Genomic DNA, 20327 nt, shown 5'->3' on the forward strand with positions numbered 1-20327 from the left:
AGCTCGCTCACTTCTGTGCCTTTCCGTCGAGCACGGTCGCCGCGCCCCGCAGGAACGTGGCGACCACCCGGCCGGGGAGCTCCCGGCCGGCATAGGGGCTGTTGCGGCTGCGGCTGGCCAGCGCGGCCGGGTCGACGGTGGCCCGGTGCGTGGGGTCCAGCAGCAGCAGGTTGGCCGGCTCGCCGACGGCGAGCGGGCGGCCGTGCCCGTCCAGACGGCCGATGGCCGCCGGTCGGACCGACATGCGGTCGGCGACGCCGCGCCAGTCGAGCAGCCCGGGCTCGACCATGGTCTGCACGACGATCGAGAGCGCCTGCTCCAGGCCGAGCATCCCCGGGCGGGCCGAGGCCCACTCGCTCTCCTTGTCCTCCACCGCGTGCGGCGCGTGGTCGGTGGCGACGGCGTCGATCGTGCCGTCGGCCAGCCCCGCCCGGAGCGCCTGGACGTCGGCGTCGCTGCGCAGCGGCGGGTTCACCTTGAACACCGGGTCGTAGGTCTCCGCGCACTGGTCGGTGAGCAGCAGGTGGTGCGGGGTGACCTCGGCGGTCACCTGGACCCCCCGTGACTTCGCCCAGCGCAGGATGTCCACCGAACCCGCCGTCGAGACGTGGCAGACGTGCAGCCGGGCGCCGACGTGCCCGGCCAGCAGCACGTCGCGGGCGATCACCGCCTCCTCGGCCGCGGCCGGCCAGCCGACCAGCCCGAGCCGGGCCGAGCGGTCGCCCTCGTTCATCTGGGCGCCCACGGTGAGCCGGGGCTCCTCGGCGTGCTGGGCGACGACGCCGTCCAGCGCCTTGACGTACTCCAGGGCGCGGCGCATCAGCGCCGGGTCGGCGACACAGTGCCCGTCGTCGGAGAACACCCGCACGCGGGCGGCGGAGTCGGCCATCGCGCCGAGCTCGGCCAGCCGTTCCCCGCGCAGGCCGACGGTGACCGCCCCGACCGGGACGACGTCGACCAGCCCGGCCTCCTGGCCCAGCCGCCAGACCTGCTCGACCACGCCGGCGGTGTCGGCGACCGGGTCGGTGTTGGCCATCGCGTGCACCGCGGTGAACCCGCCGAGCGCCGCCGCCCGGCTGCCGGTCTCGACCGTCTCGGCGTCCTCCCGGCCCGGCTCGCGCAGGTGGGTGTGCAGGTCGACCAGGCCGGGCAGCGCGACCAGCCCGGCCGCGTCGACCACCTGGGCGCCGTCGGCCTCCAGACCCGAGCCGATCGCGGCGATCCGGCCGTCCTCGATGCGGATGTCGACGGCGTCCTCGCCGTACGGGCGGGCGTTCGTGATCAGCAGACTCATTCGGGAGCCCCTCCCAACAGCAGGTACAGGACGGCCATGCGGACGCTCACGCCGTTGCCGACCTGGTCGACGATCGTGGAGCGGGGCGAGTCGGCCACCTCGGCGGCGATCTCCATGCCGCGGTTCATCGGGCCGGGGTGCATGACGATCGCGTCGTCCGGCAGCACCGCCATCCGGCGGGCGTCCAGGCCGTAGCGGCGGCTGTACTCGCGGGCGCTGGGGAAGAACGAGGCGTTCATCCGCTCGGCCTGCACCCGCAGCATCATCACCACGTCGGCCTTGGACAGGACGGCGTCCAGGTCGTAGCTGACCTGCACCGGCCAGCTGCCCACCCCCACGGGGAGCAGCGTCGGCGGCGCGACCAGGGTGACCTCGGCGCCCAGCGTGGACAGCAGCCAGACGTTGGAGCGGGCCACCCGGCTGTGCAGCACGTCGCCGACGAGGACCACCCGCACCCCGTCGAGCCGGCCCAGCCGCTGCCGGATCGTGTAGGCGTCCAGCAGCGCCTGGGTCGGGTGCTCGTGGGTGCCGTCGCCGGCGTTCACGACGCTGCCCTTCACCCACTGCGCCAGCCGGTGCGGGGCGCCGGAGGCCTGGTGCCGGATGACGATCGCGTCGCTGCCCATCGCCTCCAAGGTCAGCGCGGTGTCCTTGAGGCTCTCGCCCTTGGAGACGCTGCTGCCCTTGGCGGAGAAGTTGATGACGTCGGCGGAGAGCCGCTTGGCCGCCAGCTCGAAGGAGATCCGGGTGCGGGTGGAGTCCTCGTAGAAGAGGTTGACCACGGTGCGCCCACGCAGGGTGGGGAGCTTCTTGACCTCCCGGCCGGCGAGCGCCGACTCGATCTGGCCGGCGGTGTCCAGGACGAGGGTCGCGTCGGCCCGGTCCAGGTCCCCGGCCTCCAGCAGGTGCCGCTTCACGCGTCCGCCCCCTCGGTCAGCAGGACCTCGTCGAGCCCGTCGACCTCGGCCAGGTGCACCTTCACCGACTGGGTGCGGGAGGTCGGCACGTTCTTGCCCACGTAGTCGGCCCGGATCGGCAGCTCCCGGTGGCCGCGGTCGACCAGCACCGCCAGCTGCACCGCGCGGGGGCGGCCGAGGTCACGCAGTGCGTCCAGGGCGGCGCGCACCGACCGGCCGGAGAACAGGACGTCGTCGACGAGCACCACCAGCCGGCCGTCGACCCCGGCCCCCGGCAGCCGGGTGTCCTCCAGCGCACGGACCCCGCGCAGCCGCAGGTCGTCGCGGTAGAGGGTGATGTCGACGGTGCCGACGTCGACCGCCGTGCCGCTGAACGCCTCGATCCGGGCGGCCAGCCGGCGGGCCAGCGGTGCGCCGCGGGTGGGGATGCCGACGAGCACCAGGTCGGCGAGGCCACCGTCGGAGGCACCGGCGGCCGAGGCGCTCGCGGCCCGCTCGATCAGCTGGTGGGCGATCCGGTCGACCACCCGGGCGACGTCGTCCGCGCTCAGCAACGGCGGGGGGCCACCGGCGGAAGGCTCGGTGGGCGGTGGTGCGGGCAGCTCTGATGACATGGTCATCAAGCCTCCTTCCCCGCCTCACGGGACGGGTCGTTAAAGGAGATCTGCGCCGCCGGCCGGATCGGCCGACGGCGAGTGGGACCGGCGACGACGGTACTGCACCGGCGCAGGTGACCCGCATCGCGCCCGGGAGGCGGCCACGTGAACGGGATCTGACCCGTTGGGGGCGCCCGGACTGTCGCCGCGCGGGCTGTGCCAGTACTCTGCGTCACCAGAACCGTTCCCTACCGACGACAGTCAGTGAGCAGAGGTCATGAGCACCGACTACTCCAGGGCGCTGGGCGCCCGCCTGCGGGCCATCCGCAACCAGCAAGGGCTGTCGTTGCAGGGCGTGGAGGACAAGTCCCACGGCCGGTGGAAGGCCGTCGTCGTCGGCTCCTACGAGCGCGGCGACCGGGCGGTCACCGTGCAGCGGCTGTCCGAGCTGGCCGTCTTCTACGGCGTCCCCGTCTCCGAGCTGCTGCCCGACCCGCGGCCGAGCTCCGCGGTCACCAAGAGCACCAAGATCGTGCTGAACCTGGAGTCGCTGGGCTCGCTGCCCGCCGACGAGGCGGGCCCGCTGGCCCGCTACGCCTCGACCATCCAGGCGCAGCGGCACGACTACAACGGCAAGGTGCTCTCGATCCGTGCCGAGGACCTCAAGTCGCTGGCGATCATCTACGACATGAGCCCCGACGAGCTGACCACCCGGCTCATCGAGTGGGGTGTGCTCTCCCCGGGCGCCGACGGCGTCGGCTACGCCACCGAGGACGACGACGAGGCGAACTGGGGCGACCGCCGCCGCGCCCCGCGCTAGCAGGACCGGACGCGAACGGCCCACTCCGCGCTGCGGAGTGGGCCGTCGGCGTCAGTGGCCCCGTTGCAGGGCCCCGCCGCGAGCCTGCGAGTGGTGGGGGGCAACGGGGTCCTTCATCAGGTGGGGATCTCGGCGCGGACGATGCCGCCGAGGACTCCGTTCACGTAGGCCGGCGAGTCGTCGGTGGACAGCGCCTTGGCCAACTCCACCGCCTCGTCGATCACCACCGCGTCGGGGACGTCGTCGACCCACAGCAGCTCGTAGACCGCCATCCGCAGGATGGCCCGGTCGACGTCGGGCAACCGGTCCAGCGACCAGCCGGAGGCGTGCTCCTCGATCAGCTCGTCGATCCGGGCCTGCTGCCCGACGACGCCCTCGACCAGCCGGACGGCGTGCTCGGGCACCGGCGGGTTGCCGTCGGCGACGCGGTCGCGCAGGACCTCCAGCGGGTCGCTGGAGCGCAGGTCGGCCTCGTAGAGGACGTCGACCGCGCGCTTGCGCGCCTTGGAACGGGCTGCCACGAGGTCAGCTGACCCGGCCGAGGTAGCGACCGTCGCGGGTGTCGACCTTCAGCTTCTCGCCGGTGGTGATGAACAGCGGCACCTGGATCTCCGCCCCCGTCTCCAGGGTCGCCGGCTTGGTGCCGCCGGTGGAGCGGTCGCCCTGCAGGCCCGGGTCGGTGTGCTGCACGACCAGCTCCAGGGTCACCGGCAGCTCGACGTACAGCGGAGTGCCGTCGTGCACCGCCACGGTGACCTCGGTGTTCTCCAGCAGGTAGTCGGCCCCGCTGCCCAGCGTCGCGGCCGAGACCGGGATCTGGTCGAAGGTGTCGCCGTCCATGAAGACGTAGTCGGCGCCGTCCTGGTAGAGGTAGGTCATCGACCGCTTGTCGACGTTCGCCGTCTCGACCTTGGTGCCGGCGTTGAACGTCCGGTCCACGACCTTGCCGGAGAGCACGTTCTTCAGGGTCGTGCGCACGAAGGCGCCGCCCTTGCCCGGCTTCACGTGCTGGAAGTCGGTGACGGTCCACAGCTGCCCGTCCAGGTTGAGGACGGTGCCGTTCTTGAGGTCGTTGGTGGTAGCCATCTAGAGGACCAGCAGTTCCTTGCTCGTGAGGGTCAACAACTCGGGCTCGTCGTCCGTGACGATCAAGGTGTCCTCGATCCGGACACCGCCGTGGCCGGGCAGGTACACGCCTGGCTCCACGGTGACGGCCATGCCAGCGGCCAGGGTACCTGCGCCCAGCGCCGAGATGCCCGGAGCCTCGTGGATCTCCAGGCCGACACCGTGCCCGAGGCCGTGGGTGAAGTGCTCACCGTGCCCGGCGGCGACGATGACGTCCCGGGCCGCGGCGTCCACCGCAGTCACCTCGGCACCCACCGCGAGGGCCGCACGGCCGGCCGCCTGCGAGGCCGCCACCAGCTCGTACACCTCGCGCTGCCAGTCGGCGGCGTGGCCCAGCACGAGGGTGCGGGTCATGTCGGAGTGGTAGCCGTCGACGGTGGCCCCGAAGTCGAGCTTGAGGAAGTCGCCCTCGGCCAGCTCGGTGGAGTCGGGCCGGTGGTGCGGGATGGCCGAGTTCGCCCCGGTCGCCACGATCGTCTCGAAGCTCGGCGCCTCGGCACCCAGGGCGAGCATCCGGGCGTCCAGCTCCCGGCCCACCTGCAGCTCGGTGCGCCCCGGCCGCAGCGCACCCTCGGCGGCCAGCTCGGCCAGCGCGGCGTCGGCGACCGCGCAGGCCCGGCGGAGCGCCTCCACCTCGCCCTCGTCCTTGATCGCCCGCAGCGCCTCGACCGCCCGCCGGACGCTCACCAGCTCCACGGCCGCGCCGTCCTCACCGAGCAGCCGCTCCAGGCCGCGCAGCTCGTCGACGGTGACCACGTGGGACTCGAAGCCCAGCCGGGTCGCCCCGCCGGTGCGCGCGGCCCGGGCCAGGGCGGGCATCGTGGCGCGGTCGACCAGCAGCTCCACGTCGGGCACCTGGGTGCCGGCCTGGGTGGTGTACCGGCCGTCGGTGCCGAACACGTCGGCCCCGTCCACGCGCAGCAGCAGCGCGCCGTTGGAGCCGGTGAAGCCGGTCAGGTACCGGACGTTGAGCAGGTCGGTGACCAGGACGGCGTCCAGCCCGGCCGACGCTGCGGTGGCGCGCAGCCGGTCCCGGCGCCCGGCCTCGGGCCGGGTCATCGTGCACCCCGCGCGGCCAGGTGGCGCAGCGCCAGCTCGTAGCCCTGCACGCCGAGCCCGACGATCACCCCGTCGGCGACGGCGGAGACGTAGGAGTGGTGCCGGAACGGCTCGCGGGTGTGCACGTTGCTGATGTGCACCTCCACCACCGGGGCGGGGACGGCGGCCAGCGCGTCGCGCAGGACGACGGAGGTGTGCGACCACCCGCCGGGGTTGATCACCACCGGGTCGCCGGCGTCGGTGGCGTCGTGCACCCAGCCGAGCAGCTCGCCCTCGGAGTCGGTCTGCCGGACGACGACGTCCAGCCCCAGCTCGGCGGCGGCGGCCTCGATCAGCTGCACCAGTTCGGCGTGCGTGGTCGTGCCGTAGACCTCGGGCTCGCGGGTGCCGAGCCGGCCGAGGTTGGCGCCGTTGAGCACCTGGATCGTCATGCACGGTCTCCGTTCACGGCTGCCCAGGCGGCGTCCAGCCAGGCCTGGTCGGGATCGGTCAGGATGGCCGGGGCGCCCAGCCCGTCGAGGACGACGAAGCGCAGCGAGGCACCGCGGGCCTTCTTGTCCACCCGCATCACCGACTGCAGCTGTGCCCAGTCGCCCCGGTAGGTGGTCGGCAGCCCCAGGGCGGCGACCAGCTCACGGTGCCGGTCGGCGTCGGCGCGGGAGAGCCGCCCGGCCTGGCAGGCCAGTTCGGCGGCGAACACCAGCCCCACCGCCACGGCCTCCCCGTGCCGCCAGCCGAAGTCCTCGACCCGCTCGATCGCGTGCCCCAGGGTGTGGCCGTAGTTGAGGAACTCCCGGCGTCCGGTGTCGTAGAGGTCGTCGGCCACCGCGTCGGCCTTGACCTGCACGGCGCGGGCGATCAGCTCGGCGGTGTCCGCCCGGCCGGTGGGATCGGCCGCCAGCAGCTCGAGGATGCGCCCGTCGGCGATGAACCCGCACTTGACCACCTCGGCCAGCCCGGACCGGAACTCCGCCTCGGGCAGGTCGGCCAGCGCATCGGTGTCGGCCAGCACAGCGGCCGGTGGGTGGAAGGCGCCGACCAGGTTCTTGCCGGCGGCGGTGTTGATGCCGGTCTTGCCGCCGACCGCGGCGTCCACCATGGCCAGCAGGCTGGTCGGCACCTGCACCACCCGGATCCCGCGGGTCCAGGTGGCGGCCAGGAAGCCGGCCAGGTCGGTGACCGCTCCCCCACCGATGCCCACCACGGCGTCGGACCGGGTGAGCCCCAGCCGGCCGAACTCCTCCCAGGCGCCGGCGGCGACCTCGGCGGTCTTCGCGGCCTCGCCGTCGGGGACGACGACCGCCTCGACGGCGACCCCCGCCTGCTGCAGCGTCTCGACCGCGGCACCGGCCGCGGCCGCCAGCGCCCGGCTGTGCACCACGGCCGCGCGGGCGGTGCCGTCGAGCACCAGACCGAGCTGCGCCTGCACGCCCGCGCCGATGAGCACGTCGTAGGGCCGGTCACCGCCGACGGTGATCCGCTGGGCGGTCACGGGGTGCCCGCCCCGACGGCGGTGAGCACGTCGGCCACCACGTCCTCCACCGGACGGGCCGAGGTGACGACGGTCGCGGTGGCGACCTCGGCGTAGAGCGGGGCGCGGGTCTCGAGCATGGTCCGCAGCATGGCGCGTGGGTTGACCGCCAGCAGCGGCCGGTCCCGGGACAGCCCCACCCGCTTGGCCGCCGAGGTGACGTCGACGTCCAGCCAGACGACCGCCCGGCCGGCCCGGCCGTGAGCGACCAGCCGCTCCCGGGTGGCCGCGCTGGTGACCGCACCGCCGCCGAGGGCCAGCACCCCGTCGTGCTCGGCCATCGCCCGGGCCACGGCCTGTTCCTCCAGCGCCCGGAAGTGCGGCTCGCCCTGCTGGACGAAGAGGTCGGCCACCGTCGTCCCGGTCTGGGCCTCCACGTCGGCGTCGGTGTCCCGGAACGGCAGGCCCAGGGCCTGGGCGACAGCCGCCCCCACCGTCGACTTGCCCGACGCCGGCGGGCCGACCACGACCAGCGCGGGGCCGGTCCCGCTCATCGGTAGGTGAGGGCGTCGAGGTACCCCTGGACGTTGCGGCGAGTCTCCGGCACGGAGTCACCACCGAACTTCTCCAGCACCGCGTCGGCGAGCACCAGGGCGACCATCGCCTCCATCACCACGCTGCCGCGCGGCACCGCGCAGGCGTCGCTGCGCTGGTTGATCGCGACCGCGGCCTCGCCGGTGGCGGTGTCGATCGTGGCCAGCGCGCGCGGCACGGTGCTGATCGGCTTCATCGCGGCGCGCACCCGCAGCACCTCGCCGTTGGTCATGCCGCCCTCGACACCGCCGGCCCGGTCGGTGAGCCGGCGGAGCTCGCCCCCGTCCAGCTCGATCTCGTCGTGGGCGACCGAGCCGCGCCGGCGGGCGGTCTCCAGCCCGTCACCGACCTCGACCGCCTTGACCGACTGCACGCCCATCAGCGCCCCGGCCAGCCGGGAGTCCAGCCGGCGGTCCCAGTGGACGTGGCTGCCCAGGCCCGGCGGCAGGCCGTGGACGACGACCTCGATCACGCCGCCCAGGGTGTCGCCGGCCTTGCGGGCGTCGTCGATCTCGGCGGTCATCCGCGCGCTGGTGGCCGGGTCGGCGCAGCGCACCGGGTCCTCGTCCAGCCGCGGGTTGTCCTCCGGGCCGGGCAGCACCCCGTCGGGGACGGTGACCGGCCCGATCCCCACCACGTGGCTGACCACCCGCACGCCGAGCACCTGGTGCAGGAACGCCTGCGCCACGGTGCCCAGCGCCACCCGGGCGGCGGTCTCCCGCGCGCTGGCCCGCTCCAGCACCGGCCGGACGTCGTCGAAGCCGTACTTCTGCATGCCGGCGAGGTCGGCGTGGCCGGGCCGGGGGCGGGTGAGCGGGGCGTTGCGCGCCTGCCCCTCCAGCACCTCCGCGTCGACCGGGTCGGCGGCCATGACGCTCTGCCACTTCGGCCACTCGGTGTTGCCGACCTGGACGGCGATCGGTCCGCCCTGGGTCACCCCGTGCCGGACGCCGCCGGTGAGGGTGACGACGTCCTCCTCGAAGCTCATCCGTGCACTCCGGCCGTGGCCGAGCCGGCGGCGGGAGAGCTGGGCGTCGAGGTCGGCGGTCTGCACCCGCACCCCGGCGGGCAGCCCCTCCAGGATGGCGGTGAGCTGTTGACCGTGCGACTCACCTGCGGTCAACCAGCGCAACATGCCGGCGATTCTAGAAGGACCCCCTCTCCCGCCGTCCGCCGCGGGCCGGGGACGGGCCACTGGGCGGGGGCATCACGGCAGCGGCGCGGCCAGCGCCAGGGCGACGTAGGCGCCGCCCAGCAGCGGCGGGCCGAACGCCACGGCCGTGCGCCAGCCGGCCCGCCCCAGGGCGATGAGCAGCAGCGCGCCCAGCGCACCGAGCACGAAGCCGGCCAGCACCCCGGCCAGCAGCACGCTCCAGCCCACCCAGCCCAGCAGCAGACCGAGCAGGCCGAGCAGTTTCACGTCGCCGCCGCCGAACCCGCCGGGCTGCACCAGCCGGGCGAGGGTGCCCAGCCCCCAGGCCACCGCGGCGGCTGCGACGGCCCGGCCCAGCGCGGGCCAGGTGCCCAGCACGGCGGCGTCCACGGCCAACGCGAGGACGCCGACCGCGGCCGCCGGGAAGACGACCCGGTCGGGCAGCCGGTGCCGGGCGAGGTCCACCCCGGCCAGCACCACGGCGGCCGCACCGAACCAGGCGAGGGCGACGGTGGCCGGCCGCGGTCCGGCGAGGGCGGGCGCGGCGGCGAGCGCCGCCGCCGTGACGACCGCCGTGCCCACCACCCGCCGGGACGACGGACGCGCCGCACGGTCACGCTCGGCCAGCCGCACCGTGGTGGTGGCCAGCCGAGGGCCGAGCAGCAGGCCGAGGACGGCGGCGGCAACGGTGAGCAGCCCGGTCACCGGGGTGCGGTCAGGCGTCCAGCGCGGCGCGCATGGCCTCGATCGGCGCCGGATGACCGGTCATCAGCTCGACCTGGGCGGTCGCCTGCCAGAACAGCACCTCCAAGCCGCTGATGGTCCGGCCCCCCGCCGCCTGTACGCGCTGGGCGAGCGGCGTCGGCCAACCGGCGTAGAGCACGTCCAGCACCGTCTGCCCGCGCCACCAGGTGAGGTCGGCGACGGCCGCCTGACCGGAGGCCGGGACCGTGCTCACCACCACCGGTGCGGTGAGCGTGCCGGTGCGGTCCAGCCGCTGGACGTCGGCGCTCACCCCGAGGGCGCCGAGCACCCGCAGCAGGTCACCGGCCCGCGCAGGCTCCCGGACCACGACGTCCACCTGCTGGGCACCGAGGGAGGCGAGCGCGGTGGCCGCTGCGGCCGCCGTCCCCCCGGCCCCGAGGACGGCGGCGTGCTCGACCCGCTCGACACCGCCCAGCTGGAGGGCCATGCCCACGCCGGTGACGTCGGTGTTCTCCGCCCGCCAGCCGGCGTCGGTGCGCAGCAGGGTGTTCGCCGCGCCCAGCAGGCGCGGCAGCTGGTCGACCTCGTCGGCCACCGCCACCGCCGCCTGCTTGCACGGCATGGTCACCGAGAAGCCCCGCCACTCCGGGCCCAGCCCGGCCAGCAGCACCGGCAGGTCCTCGGCCCCGACGTCCAGGGCGTCGTAGCTCCAGTCGTCCAGCCCGAGCGCGGCGTAGGCCGCCCGGTGGAGCAGGGGCGACAACGAGTGCCCGACCGGCCGGCCGAGGACAGCTGCCCTCATGCCGGCCGGACCGGGGTGCGACGGTGCGTCAATTGCCCGGGTTGTCCCGCAGCCACTGCTGGAACAGCAGCACGTTCTGCTGGTGCTCGGCGCCGGTCGCGGCGAACCGGGTCTCCCCGGTGTCGGGGTCGACCACCACGAAGAAGCGCCAGTCACCCGGGGTCGGGGCGAGCACCGCGCGCAGCGCCTCCTCCCCCGGGTTGTTGATGGCGCCGGGCGGCAGGCCCGGGTGGACGTAGGTGTTGTAGAGGGAGGGGTTGGCGCGGTCCTCGGCGCTGGTGGTGATCCCGGCCTTGTCGTTGGCGTAGTTCACCGTGGTGTCCAGCTGCAGCGGCATGCCGTCGGCCAGCCGGTTCTCCAGCACCCGGGCGACCTTGCCCATGTCCTCGACCGAGCCGGCCTCAGCCTGGACCAGGCTCGCCTTGGTCAGCGCCGTGAGCCGCTGCTCCACCGGGATCTGCAGGTCGGTGAGCACCTGATCGGTGCGCGCCACCATCTCGCTGAGCACCTCGACCGCGGTCTCGCCGGGCTCGATGTCGTAGGTGGCCGGGAAGAGGAAGCCCTCCAGCAGGCCGTTGGCGTAGGCGGGCAGCCCCAGCTGGGCCGGGTCGGCGGCGGCGGCCTCCAGCTCCGCGAGCGGCAGACCGCTCTCGTCGGCCAGTCGCTGCAGCACCTGGGTGACCCGCAGGCCCTCGGGCAGGGTGACCCGGGTGACCTGGCGGGACGCCGGGTCCAGCAGCAGGTCCAGCGCGGCCTGCCCGGACATCTGCTGGCGCAGCCGGTAGACGCCGGGCTGGATGCCGGTCGCGGCCGGGTTGGCCTCGGCCGCCTCGGTGAACGGCGCCACCGAGGCGATGACGTCGGCCTCCACGAGCGTGGTGCCGATGGCGCGCAGCGAGTCGCCCGGCTCCACCCGGACGTCGACCTCGCCGGTGCCGGCCCCCGGGTAGTCCTCCGCCACCGGGTTGACCCGGTCCCAGAGGGCCTTGCCGCCGACGAAGATCCCGGCCATCAGCGCGGCCAGGACGACCAGGGACAGGCCGACGACCATCGGGCCCCGGCGACGGCCGCGTCCACCGCGCCCGCGACGACCGCCGCCGACACCGCCGTCGTCGTGTCCGTCGTAGTACTCGTCGTGGTGCTCGTCGTGGTCACCGCCACCGACGACGTCGAGGCCGCCGGTCTGCGGGGACGCCGACGCGAAGGCACCGTCGTCGTGCGGGTCGTGATGGGCGGGGTCGAGGTCGCCCTCATCGCTCCCGTGCCGTTCGGAGACCATCCGCCAGCGCTCCTCGTCCGGGTCGGCGCCGTCGACGGTCAGTGCAGCGTGCACCACCGTCGCCGGCTCGTCGACAGGCGTGTCCCGAGGTGCGGTGTGCACCTCGGCGCCGCCCTGCCCGGTCACGAGCCCGGCCAGCGCACCGGAGGGCCCGCTCGTCGGGACCGACGACGGTCCAACCGGCCCGGGGACGGGACGGTTGGCTGCCGACAGCCAACCAGGGTCGGTCCCGGCGTCGGCGAACCGGTCCGCCCGGACGTGGTCGGCGGTGGTGGGCTCGGTGGACGGCCGAGGGGCCGGGAGGCGCCGGGCGGCGGCCGGACCGGCGCCGCGCGCGGCTCCCCCGATGGTCGGGACGGCCGGCGGTACGGCGGGCATCTCGGCGGTCTGCGGCACGGTGACCTCGCGGGCCCGTGCGCCGGGGACGATCCCACCCGGACCCAGACCCCTGGGGGCCGCTGCGGTCGAGTTCCGCCGACCGAGGTCGAAGGCGCTCATGTCGAGGCCGGCGGCCGCGAGGCCGGCATCGGCGATGCCGGAGGCGGCCAGCCCGGTGATCTCCACGTCGGCCACGTCGACGCCACCGCCTGCCGCGCTGACCTGGGCACCGGTGTCCGGGGCGTGCCGGCGGCGTCGGCGCGGTCGCAGGGTGGCGTCGGCCGGGTCGTCGGGGAGCTGCAGGGTCGCGGCGCCCGCCCAGGCGGCCAGGAACTCGGCTGCAGGGCGTCCGGAGCCGGCGTCGGCGTCGGAGTGGCGGCCGCTCGCGTGCGGCTGGGTCGGGTCCGTCACGAGTGGCGCCCCCTGAGGTCGGGGCCAGTGCGTCGTCGCTCGTCGAGGTGGCTCTGCAGGATCACCACGGCAGCCGCCTGGTCGATCACCGAGCGCTGGTGGCGGGCATCGATGCCGCCGGCGCGCAGGTGACTCGCTGCGGTCACTGTGGAGAGCCTCTCGTCGACGAGGTGCACCGGGACGTTCCCGATGCGACTGGCCAGGGCTTCAGCGTATGCACTGGCATCTCTTGCCGACGCGCCCGACGCTCCGGACAAATGCTTTGGCAATCCCACAACTACCTCGACCACCTCGTGTGTCACAACCAGCTCAGCGAGGTGGTCCAGGTCGCGCTGGTCCTTGGCGCGCCGGACCGTCTCCAACGGGCTGGCCAGCATGCCGGTGGCGTCGGAGAGCGCGAGCCCGACGCGGACGGTCCCGACGTCCACGCCGAGTCTGCGGCCGGGCACCCAGGCGGGCCCGCTCCCCTCAGTCGTCATCGCGGGCACCGTCGTGCGGCGGCGCGGCCTCGCGGCGGGCGGCCCCGGGCACCCGGGGCGGGTAGCCACCGAGGTGCAGCCGGCCGGTCTCCGGCGGCCGAGCGGCAGGCTGCTCGACGGTGGCCGGCGGTGCGGCGGCTCGCCCACCGGGCCCGGGGACCGGGAACGTCACCCGCTCGGTGCGGTGCTGGCCGTCGTGCTCGGTGCCGTCGTTCCCGGTGCCGTCCCGCGCGGGCGCGGCGTCCTCCGGCGGCGCGGCGGGCGGCACCGGCGGGCGACCGGACCGTCTGGTCTGCCCCTCCACCGGCCCGGTGCCGGGCCCGTCGGACGCCTCGCTCACGTCGTGGCCGCTCCGATCGTCTGCTCGACGGCCGCGAGGGCCGCAGGGATGCCGGAGGGATCGGTACCGCCACCCTGCGCCACGTCGGCCTTGCCACCACCGCGACCACCCACGGCCGGCGCTGCCGCCCGCAGCAGGTCGTTCGCCGACAGGCCCTGCTGCTGGGCCGCCGGGTTCACGGTGGCCACCAGGGCCACCTTGCCGTCCGCGGCGGAGGCGAGCAACACGGCCGCCGGCCGCTCACCGAGCCGGCCGCGCACGTCCAGGGCGAGGCTGCGCAGGTCGCCACCGGACAGCCCGGCCGGTGCGCCGGTCACGACGGCCACCCCACCGAGGTCGCGGGCGCCGGCAGCCAGGTCACCGGCGGCGGCCAGGGTCTGCCGGGCGCGTAGGTCCGCCAGCTCCTTGTCGGCCTCCCGCAGCCGCTCGAGCATGCCGCTCACCCGGTCGGCGATCCCGTCCTGCGGGGTCTTGAGCAGGTCGGCCAGCTGGCGGACCAGGTCGCGTTCGCGCGCCAGGTACCGGAAGCCCTCCAGGCCCACGGCGGCCTCCACCCGGCGGGCCCCGGAGCCGACCGAGCTCTCGCCGGTCAGCGCGAGGGTGCCGATCTGGGCGCTGCCGTGGACGTGCGTGCCACCGCAGAGCTCGCGGGACCACTCGCCGCCGATCTCCACGACGCGGACCTGCTCGCCGTAGGTCTCCCCGAACAGCGCCAGTGCACCGAACTCCCGCGCCTCCGGCAGCGTCATGTAGAGCGCGCGGACCCCGTGGTCGGCCCGGACGGCGGCGTTGGCGACGTCCTCGACGTCGATCCGCTGCTGCGCGGACAGTGCCCCCTGCCAGGCGAAGTCCAGTCGCAGGTAGCCCGGCCGGTTGTACGACCCGGACTGCAGTGCCTGCGGGCCCAGCACCTGGCGCAGCGCGGCGTGCACCACGTGCGTGCCGGAGTGCGCCTGGCAGGCCGAGAGCCGCCACTCGCGGTCGACCTGGGCGGTGAGCTCGGTGCCGGCCCGCAGCTCTCCCTCGAGCACCCGCACCTGGTGGGCGACCAGGCCCTTGACCGGGCGCTGGACGTCGATGACCTCGGCCCGGCCGCCGTCCCAGGTCAGCTCGCCGGCGTCGGCGACCTGACCGCCGGATTCCGCGTAGAAGGGCGTCCGGTCCAGCACGACCCGGGTGACCGCGCCCGCGCCGACGACCGGTTCACCGTCGGTGTCGGATTCGTCGACCACGCCGAGCACCCGGGAGTCGGTGCGCAGGGTGTCGTAGGCCCGCCAGTCGGTGGGCCCGTGCTCGCCCAGCAGCCGCCGGTAGGCCAGCACGTCGACCGCGCCGGTGCGCTTGGCACGGGCGTCGGCGCGAGCCCGGTCCCGCTGCTCCCTCATCAGGGCGCGGAAGCCCTCCTCGTCGACCCGGACGCCCTGCTCCGCGGCCATCTCCAGGGTCACGTCGATCGGGAAGCCGTAGGTGTCGTGCAACGAGAAGGCCTGCTCCCCCGACAGGGCCGGGGTGCCCGCCTTCCTGGCCTGGCCGACGGCGGTGTCGAACAGCGCCGTGCCGGCGGTGAGGGTGCGCCGGAACGCCTCCTCCTCGGCGTAGGCGATCCCGGAGATGCGGGCGAAGTCGGTGGCCAGCTCGGGGTAGCTGGGGCTCATCGCGTCGCGGGAGACCGGCAGCAGCTCCGGCAGCGACGCCTCCTCGACCCCGAGCAGCTTCATCGAGCGGACCGCGCGGCGCAGCAGCCGGCGCAGGATGTAGCCCCGCCCCTCGTTGCCCGGGGTCACACCGTCGCCGATGAGCATCAGGCCGCTGCGCACGTGGTCGGCGACCACCCGCAGTCGCACGTCCGCCTCGTGGTCGGCGCCGTAGCGCACCCCGGCGAGGGCCGCGGCCCGGTGCAGAACCGGGGCGACCTGGTCGATCTCGTACATGTTGTCGACGCCCTGGAGCAGGAACGCCACCCGCTCCAGACCCATGCCGGTGTCGATGTTCTTCTTCGGCAGGTCACCGAGGATCGGGAACTCCTTCCCCTCCCCCGGGCCCCGCTCGTACTGCATGAAGACCAGGTTCCAGATCTCCAGGAACCGGTCGCCGGTGGGATCGGCCTCCGGGCCACCGTCGGGGCCGTACTCCGGCCCGCGGTCGTAGTGGATCTCCGAGCAGGGCCCGGCCGGGCCGGCCGCACCCGTGGACCAGTAGTTGTCGTCCTTGCCGCGGCGCTGGATGCGCTCGGCCGGGACATAGGCCCGCCAGGCGTCGAAGGCCTCGTCGTCGTCCAGGTAGACCGTCGGCCAGATCCGCTCGGCGTCCAGCCCCAGGCCGCCGTCGTCGACCCGCCCCGTCACCAGCTCCCAGGCGAACTGGATCGCCTCGGCCTTGAAGTAGTCGCCGAAGGAGAAGTTGCCGTTCATCTGGAAGAACGTGCCGTGCCGGGTGGTCTTGCCCACCTCCTCGATGTCGAGGGTGCGGACGCACTTCTGCACGCTGGTCGCGCGTGGGTACGGCGCCGGCTCACGGCCGGTCAGGTACGGGATGAAGGGCACCATCCCGGCCACCGTGAACAGCAGCGAGGGGTCGGGCGACACCAGCGAGGCGCTCGGGACGACGGTGTGCCCCCGCCTCTCGAAGTGCTCCAGGAAGCGGCGGCGGATCTCGGCGGTCTGCATGCGGGTGGTCTCGGTCCTTCAGCGCGGGGTGGGCGCAGGGGCGGCGCCCGGAGAGGAGGTGGTTCAGCTGTCCGCGGCGTGGGCGCCGCGGCGGGGCAGCGCGTCGGGCAGGGAGACCTGGCCGCTGTCGGGCAGCGGGGCGTCGAGCCCCGTGCCGGCACGCAGCTCGTCCTCCCGCAGCGCGGCGGCGGCGCGGACGTCGGCGCCGAAGTCACCGATCGCGTCGGCCAGCTCCCGCAAGCCCTCGGCGAGCTGGCCGGCGATGCCCTGCGGGGTGAGCTTCTCCGCGGTCTTGGTCAGCTTGCGGACGACGAGGGCACCGATGGTGATCCCCATGGCCAGCCAGAACAGCCGGCGCATCAGGCGGCCCGCCGGGCTGCGCGCCGGTTGCGACGGTCCTCACGGGCGGAGCGCTGGGCGTCGGCGACGGCCTGGCCCTCCCGCTTCTTGCGGGCGGCGCTGCGGACCCCGTAGCTGAAGGCGGCGACCTTGATCAGCGGGCTGCCGAGGGTGGCGGCGAACACGCTGGTGAGGGCGGCGACGTTGCTGGAGACGTTCGCGGCGTTGCCGGTGATGTCGTCGACCCGCTCGAGGTTGGCGTTGACGTGGGTGACCGTCGTCGACGCCTGGCTCAGGATCGGCTGGCTCTGCTCCCGGACCTGGCGGATGGTCAGCGTGGTCTCGTCCAGGGTGCGCCCGAGCTTGAGCAGCGGCACCGCCACCAACACCACCAGCAGCACCAAGGCACCGGCTGCGATCAGCCCGGCCCACTCTCCTGCAGACACTCGAGGGTCCCCTTCGTCGTCTCGTGCACGTTCGCGGTGGCAGCCCACCGGTCGGGTCACCCTATCCGCCGCCACCGACGACGCCCGCTCGTGCGGCTCAGCTGCGGCGGCGGACGATCGCCCGGAGCTTGGCCAGCCGCGCACCGATCTGCGCCTCCACCCCGCGCCCGGTCGGGCGGTAGTAGTCGCGGCCGACCAGCGCGTCGGGCGGGTACTGCTGCGGGACGACGCCGTCGGGGTGGGCGTGCGGGTAGACGTAGGTCTTCCCGTGCCCGAGCTTCTTCGCCCCCGCGTAGTGCGCGTCGCGCAGCCCGGCCGGCACCGGACCGGCCAGCCCGGCGCGCACGTCGGCGACCGACTCCCCCATCGCCGTGGTGATCGCGTTGGACTTCGGTGCGGTGGCCAGGTGGACGACGGCCTGCGCCAGCGGGAAGTGCCCCTCCGGCATGCCGATGAAGGCGACCGCATCGGCGGCGGCGACCGCGGTGAGCAGCGCGGTCGGGTCGGCCATCCCGATGTCCTCGCTCGCGGAGATCACCAGCCGGCGGGCGATGAAGCGGGGGTCCTCACCCGCCTCCACCATCCGCGCCAGGTAGTGCAGCGCCGCGTCGACGTCGCTGCCCCGGATGCTCTTGATCAGCGCACTGGCGATGTCGTAGTGCTGGTCGCCGGAGCGGTCGTAGCGCACCGCGGCCTGGGCGACCGCCGTCTCCAGGGTGGCCAGGTCCAGGACGTCGGAGCCGGCCGCCCGGGCCGCGCCGGCGCCGCTCTCCAGCGCGGTCAGCGCCTTCCGGGCGTCGCCGCCGGCCACCCGCAGCAGGTGCTCCTCGGCCTCGGCGGTCAGCGTCACGGCGCCGTCCAGCCCGCGTTCGCTGGTCAGCGCCCGGCGCAGCACCGTGCGCACGTCCTCGTCGTCCAGCGACTGCAGCGCCAGCACCAGGCTGCGCGACAGCAGCGGGCTGACGACGGAGAAGAACGGGTTCTCGGTGGTCGCGGCGATCAGGCTCACGATCCGGTCCTCGACCGCGGACAGCAGCGAGTCCTGCTGGGTCTTGGAGAAGCGGTGCACCTCGTCGATGAACAGCACGGTGCGCCGGCCGGCGTGGGTCAGCTCGCGCTTGGCGTTCGCGATGACCGCGCGGACCTCCTTGACCCCGGAGTCCAGCGCGGACAGCTGGACGAAGGAGCGCTGGGTGGCCAACGAGATGACGTGCGCCAGCGTCGTCTTCCCGGTGCCCGGTGGGCCGTAGAGCACCAGGGACATCGGCTCGTCGGCCTCGACCAGCCGCCGCAGCGGGGCGCGCGGGCCGAGCAGGTGCTGCTGGCCGACCACCTCGTCCAGCGACTGCGGCCGCATCCGGACCGCCAGCGGAGCCCCCGGGTCGACCGGCGGCGGGCCGTCGGCGGGCTCGGGGTCGAACAGGGAGGTCACGGTTGCGAAGCTACCTGGGGGGCACGACCGTCCCATGGAGCAGCGACGCATCGGAAATCGGACCGTCAGCGCAGTGGGGCTCGGGGCGATGCCCCTGTCCACGAAGGACCCTCGCCCGTCATCGGACGAGGCCGCGGCCGTGGTGCACGCCGCGCTGGACGCCGGCGTCAGGCTGATCGACACCGCCGATGCCTACTCGCACACCGACGCGGACTTCGGCCACAACGAGGAGCTGGTCGCCCGCGCGCTGGCCTCCTACGGCAACGTGGACGACGTGCTGGTGGCCACCAAGGGCGGGCACACCCGGAGCGGCGCCGAGTGGGGCCTCGACGGCTCGCCCGCCTACCTCCGCCGGGCCTGCGAGGCCTCGTTGCGCCGGCTGGGCGTCGAGGCGATCGGGCTGTACCAGTTCCACCGGCCCGACCCGGAGACGCCGTGGGAGGAGTCGATGGGGGCGCTCCGCGGGCTGGTGGACGACGGGCTGGTGCAGCTGGCCGGGATCTCCAACGCCGACGTCGGCCAGATCGACGCGGCCCGGGAGATCGTGGGCGATGCGCTGTTCAGCGTGCAGAACCAGTTCTCCCCCGGCTGGCGGTCCTCGGCCGGGGAGCTCGCGCACTGCGCGCAGCACGGGCTGGCCTTCCTACCGTGGAGCCCGTTCGGCGGGGTGTCGGCCGCCAAGTCGCTGGGATCGACGGCCGCGGAGTTCGGCGCCGTCGCCGACGAGCTGGGCGTCTCGGTGTACCGGGTGACGCTGGCCTGGCACCTGGCCCAGGCCGACGTCGTCGTGCCCATCCCCGGGGCCTCACGGCAGGAGTCGATCACCGACTCCGCAGCCGGCGCCGCCCTGCACCTGGCCCCGGAACACCTCGCCCGCCTGAACGCCGCCTGACCCTCGACCTCTAGTCCAGGTCGATGGTTCTGCTGTCGCCCGCCCCGTGAGTGAGCAGTTGCGGTCGCCGGCGCAGAGGGACACGCCGGCCCGGGTGACCACAACTGCCCACTCGACGTGCGCAGCCAACTCGTCCACAACCACCACCGGTCTCCACAGACTGGGTGGGCGCCTGGCGCTTCCATCCCTGCCCGATCGAGCGTCGGTGGATGACCACCGCTGGGCTGCCGCCGACGTACACCCGCCAGGACGCCCGGTCAGCCGGCATGACCAGAGCACAACTGCGGGACGACGGCGTCCGGATCAGCCGCGGGGTGTACGTCTCCAAGGCCCTGCCGTTGACCGTGCACGCGATGTGCCGATCGCTCGTGGCCGTGCTGCCCGACGGCGCGGCGTTCAGCCACTACACGGCGGCCGGACTCATGGGCGCGCCCGTGCGGGACGTCGATCCACTGCGGATCGTGGTGCCTCCGGACAGCCCCCGCCCCCGGCGCCGCGGCCTACGAGTGCACGTCCGCGACCTGGGCGCCGCTGACCGGGTCGTGCACCGCGGACTGCCGGTGACCAGCGGCGCCCAGACCTGGCTCGACCTCGCCGCCGACACTCCACCGGACGAGCTGGTGGCCATCGGGGACGCCCTCGTGCGGGCCGGGCACCTCAGCGCCGACGCGTTGGAGCGGCGTCTCGCCCGAGCGGGGCGCGTGCGCGGAGTCGTGCTGGCCCGGCGGTGCGCCCCGATCCTGACGCCGCTGGCCGCCTCCCGCCCGGAGAGCTTGATCCGGTACTGGCTGGTGGTCAGCGATCTCCCTGCGCCCGAGGTGCAGGTACCGGTGTTCGACCACCGGGGCGTCGCGGTGGTGCACGGGGACCTCGGTTACAGCCGCTGGAAGATCGCCGTGGAGTACGAGGGCCGCCAGCACGCTGAGTGGCGGCAGTTCGGCCGGGACATCGACCGCTACTCCTTCATGGCCAGCCGCGGCTGGCTCGTCCTGCGCTTCGGTGCCCTCCACCTGGGTCGGCGGGACATGGTGGTCGACCGGGTCGCAGACGCCCTGCTCAGCCGAGGTGCCGCGCTGCGGCGCGCGTGAGTGAGCAGTTGTGGTCGTCGACACGGCGGGACACGCCGCGT

22 protein-coding genes are annotated in these 20327 nt (G+C 74.4%); 3 read left to right on the forward strand and 19 right to left on the reverse strand.

Annotation, left to right across the window (positions count from 1 at the left end; genetic code table 11):
• Positions 1–7 precede the first annotated feature (7 nt).
• The 3 genes from O2W15_RS15450 to pyrR are packed head-to-tail and all read right to left on the reverse strand — an operon-like array spanning position 8 to position 2831.
• Positions 8–1294: a dihydroorotase gene (locus tag O2W15_RS15450; RefSeq protein WP_269180028.1), complete on the reverse strand. Its 1287-nt coding sequence runs from the start codon at positions 1292–1294 to the stop codon at positions 8–10.
• Positions 1291–2211 (reverse strand): aspartate carbamoyltransferase catalytic subunit, encoded by a 921-nt coding sequence (locus O2W15_RS15455; RefSeq protein WP_269162300.1) that lies wholly within the window; start codon positions 2209–2211, stop codon positions 1291–1293. Before O2W15_RS15455 ends, O2W15_RS15450 begins: the two co-directional genes overlap by 4 nt.
• Positions 2208–2831 (reverse strand): bifunctional pyr operon transcriptional regulator/uracil phosphoribosyltransferase PyrR, encoded by a 624-nt coding sequence (gene pyrR, locus O2W15_RS15460; RefSeq protein ID WP_269180029.1) that lies wholly within the window; start codon positions 2829–2831, stop codon positions 2208–2210. Before pyrR ends, O2W15_RS15455 begins: the two co-directional genes overlap by 4 nt.
• Positions 2832–3084: 253 nt before the next feature.
• Between pyrR and bldD the strand changes: the two genes are divergently transcribed.
• On the forward strand, positions 3085–3627 hold the full coding sequence (gene bldD, locus O2W15_RS15465) for a transcriptional regulator BldD (protein ID WP_052091032.1): 543 nt from the start codon (positions 3085–3087) through the stop codon (positions 3625–3627).
• A 116-nt stretch (positions 3628–3743) separates the two neighbouring features.
• Here the strand turns inward: bldD and nusB are convergent, their stop codons facing one another.
• The 16 genes from nusB to O2W15_RS15545 all read right to left on the reverse strand — a co-directional run bounded on the left by nusB (position 3744) and on the right by O2W15_RS15545 (position 18306).
• Complete coding sequence (nusB, locus tag O2W15_RS15470; RefSeq protein WP_269162297.1) at positions 3744–4148, reverse strand: transcription antitermination factor NusB; 405 nt, start codon at positions 4146–4148, stop codon at positions 3744–3746.
• Positions 4149–4152: 4 nt separating this feature from the next.
• Positions 4153–4713, reverse strand: a complete 561-nt coding sequence (efp, locus tag O2W15_RS15475) for an elongation factor P (protein WP_269162296.1) — start codon at positions 4711–4713, stop codon at positions 4153–4155.
• Positions 4714–5811, reverse strand: coding sequence for a M24 family metallopeptidase (locus O2W15_RS15480; RefSeq protein WP_269180030.1), 1098 nt, complete (start codon positions 5809–5811; stop codon positions 4714–4716).
• Complete coding sequence (gene aroQ, locus O2W15_RS15485) at positions 5808–6242, reverse strand: type II 3-dehydroquinate dehydratase (protein WP_036335050.1); 435 nt, start codon at positions 6240–6242, stop codon at positions 5808–5810. Before aroQ ends, O2W15_RS15480 begins: the two co-directional genes overlap by 4 nt.
• Complete coding sequence (gene aroB, locus O2W15_RS15490; RefSeq protein ID WP_269180031.1) at positions 6239–7303, reverse strand: 3-dehydroquinate synthase; 1065 nt, start codon at positions 7301–7303, stop codon at positions 6239–6241. The genes aroQ and aroB overlap by 4 nt, the downstream gene beginning before the upstream one ends.
• A complete protein-coding gene (locus O2W15_RS15495; protein WP_269180032.1) occupies positions 7300–7836 on the reverse strand; it encodes a shikimate kinase in 537 nt (178 codons plus the stop codon). The genes aroB and O2W15_RS15495 overlap by 4 nt, the downstream gene beginning before the upstream one ends.
• On the reverse strand, positions 7833–9011 hold the full coding sequence (gene aroC, locus O2W15_RS15500) for a chorismate synthase (protein ID WP_269162292.1): 1179 nt from the start codon (positions 9009–9011) through the stop codon (positions 7833–7835). Before aroC ends, O2W15_RS15495 begins: the two co-directional genes overlap by 4 nt.
• A gap of 72 nt (positions 9012–9083) precedes the next feature.
• A complete protein-coding gene (locus O2W15_RS15505; RefSeq protein ID WP_269180033.1) occupies positions 9084–9734 on the reverse strand; it encodes a prepilin peptidase in 651 nt (216 codons plus the stop codon).
• 10 nt (positions 9735–9744) lie between these two features.
• The gene (locus O2W15_RS15510) at positions 9745–10536 is read right to left on the reverse strand and encodes a shikimate dehydrogenase (protein ID WP_269162290.1); all 792 of its coding nucleotides are present in this window, start codon (positions 10534–10536) and stop codon (positions 9745–9747) included.
• A 28-nt stretch (positions 10537–10564) separates the two neighbouring features.
• Positions 10565–12604, reverse strand: a complete 2040-nt coding sequence (gene mltG / locus O2W15_RS15515; protein WP_269180034.1) for an endolytic transglycosylase MltG — start codon at positions 12602–12604, stop codon at positions 10565–10567.
• Complete coding sequence (ruvX, locus tag O2W15_RS15520) at positions 12601–13032, reverse strand: Holliday junction resolvase RuvX (protein WP_269180035.1); 432 nt, start codon at positions 13030–13032, stop codon at positions 12601–12603. Before ruvX ends, mltG begins: the two co-directional genes overlap by 4 nt.
• A gap of 40 nt (positions 13033–13072) precedes the next feature.
• The gene (locus tag O2W15_RS15525) at positions 13073–13423 is read right to left on the reverse strand and encodes a hypothetical protein (protein WP_269162287.1); all 351 of its coding nucleotides are present in this window, start codon (positions 13421–13423) and stop codon (positions 13073–13075) included.
• Complete coding sequence (gene alaS, locus O2W15_RS15530) at positions 13420–16089, reverse strand: alanine--tRNA ligase (protein ID WP_269180036.1); 2670 nt, start codon at positions 16087–16089, stop codon at positions 13420–13422. The genes O2W15_RS15525 and alaS overlap by 4 nt, the downstream gene beginning before the upstream one ends.
• A gap of 63 nt (positions 16090–16152) precedes the next feature.
• Complete coding sequence (locus O2W15_RS15535; RefSeq protein ID WP_036334195.1) at positions 16153–16449, reverse strand: hypothetical protein; 297 nt, start codon at positions 16447–16449, stop codon at positions 16153–16155.
• Positions 16449–16874, reverse strand: coding sequence for a DUF948 domain-containing protein (locus O2W15_RS15540; protein ID WP_269162285.1), 426 nt, complete (start codon positions 16872–16874; stop codon positions 16449–16451). Before O2W15_RS15540 ends, O2W15_RS15535 begins: the two co-directional genes overlap by 1 nt.
• Before the next feature lie 97 nt (positions 16875–16971).
• Positions 16972–18306, reverse strand: a complete 1335-nt coding sequence (locus O2W15_RS15545) for a replication-associated recombination protein A (protein WP_269162284.1) — start codon at positions 18304–18306, stop codon at positions 16972–16974.
• Between the two features lie 34 nt (positions 18307–18340).
• Between O2W15_RS15545 and O2W15_RS15550 the strand changes: the two genes are divergently transcribed.
• Both O2W15_RS15550 and O2W15_RS15555 read left to right on the forward strand, forming a co-directional pair.
• Positions 18341–19198 carry an aldo/keto reductase gene (locus tag O2W15_RS15550; RefSeq protein ID WP_269180037.1) on the forward strand — a complete coding sequence of 286 codons (858 nt, stop codon included), beginning with the start codon at positions 18341–18343 and terminating at the stop codon, positions 19196–19198.
• Between the two features lie 209 nt (positions 19199–19407).
• Entirely contained in the window at positions 19408–20286 is an 879-nt protein-coding gene (locus O2W15_RS15555; protein ID WP_269180038.1) for a DUF559 domain-containing protein, read from the forward strand.
• The last annotated feature ends 41 nt before the right edge of the window (positions 20287–20327 follow it).

Source organism: Modestobacter sp. VKM Ac-2979 (assembly GCF_026967995.1).
Lineage (GTDB): Bacteria > Actinomycetota > Actinomycetes > Mycobacteriales > Geodermatophilaceae > Modestobacter.

Coding starts and splice junctions, on each gene's coding strand:
- O2W15_RS15550 (WP_269180037.1), top strand. CDS start 18,341: ATGGAGCAGCGACGCATCGGAAATCGGACCGTCAGCGCAGTGGGGCTC.
- bldD (WP_052091032.1), top strand. CDS start 3,085: ATGAGCACCGACTACTCCAGGGCGCTGGGCGCCCGCCTGCGGGCCATC.
- efp (WP_269162296.1), bottom strand. CDS start 4,713: ATGGCTACCACCAACGACCTCAAGAACGGCACCGTCCTCAACCTGGAC.
- O2W15_RS15495 (WP_269180032.1), bottom strand. CDS start 7,836: ATGAGCGGGACCGGCCCCGCGCTGGTCGTGGTCGGCCCGCCGGCGTCG.
- pyrR (WP_269180029.1), bottom strand. CDS start 2,831: ATGACCATGTCATCAGAGCTGCCCGCACCACCGCCCACCGAGCCTTCC.
- O2W15_RS15535 (WP_036334195.1), bottom strand. CDS start 16,449: ATGCGCCGGCTGTTCTGGCTGGCCATGGGGATCACCATCGGTGCCCTC.
- O2W15_RS15555 (WP_269180038.1), top strand. CDS start 19,408: ATGACCACCGCTGGGCTGCCGCCGACGTACACCCGCCAGGACGCCCGG.
- O2W15_RS15510 (WP_269162290.1), bottom strand. CDS start 10,536: ATGAGGGCAGCTGTCCTCGGCCGGCCGGTCGGGCACTCGTTGTCGCCC.
- aroQ (WP_036335050.1), bottom strand. CDS start 6,242: ATGACGATCCAGGTGCTCAACGGCGCCAACCTCGGCCGGCTCGGCACC.
- aroC (WP_269162292.1), bottom strand. CDS start 9,011: ATGTTGCGCTGGTTGACCGCAGGTGAGTCGCACGGTCAACAGCTCACC.
- O2W15_RS15450 (WP_269180028.1), bottom strand. CDS start 1,294: ATGAGTCTGCTGATCACGAACGCCCGCCCGTACGGCGAGGACGCCGTC.
- O2W15_RS15480 (WP_269180030.1), bottom strand. CDS start 5,811: ATGACCCGGCCCGAGGCCGGGCGCCGGGACCGGCTGCGCGCCACCGCA.
- alaS (WP_269180036.1), bottom strand. CDS start 16,089: ATGCAGACCGCCGAGATCCGCCGCCGCTTCCTGGAGCACTTCGAGAGG.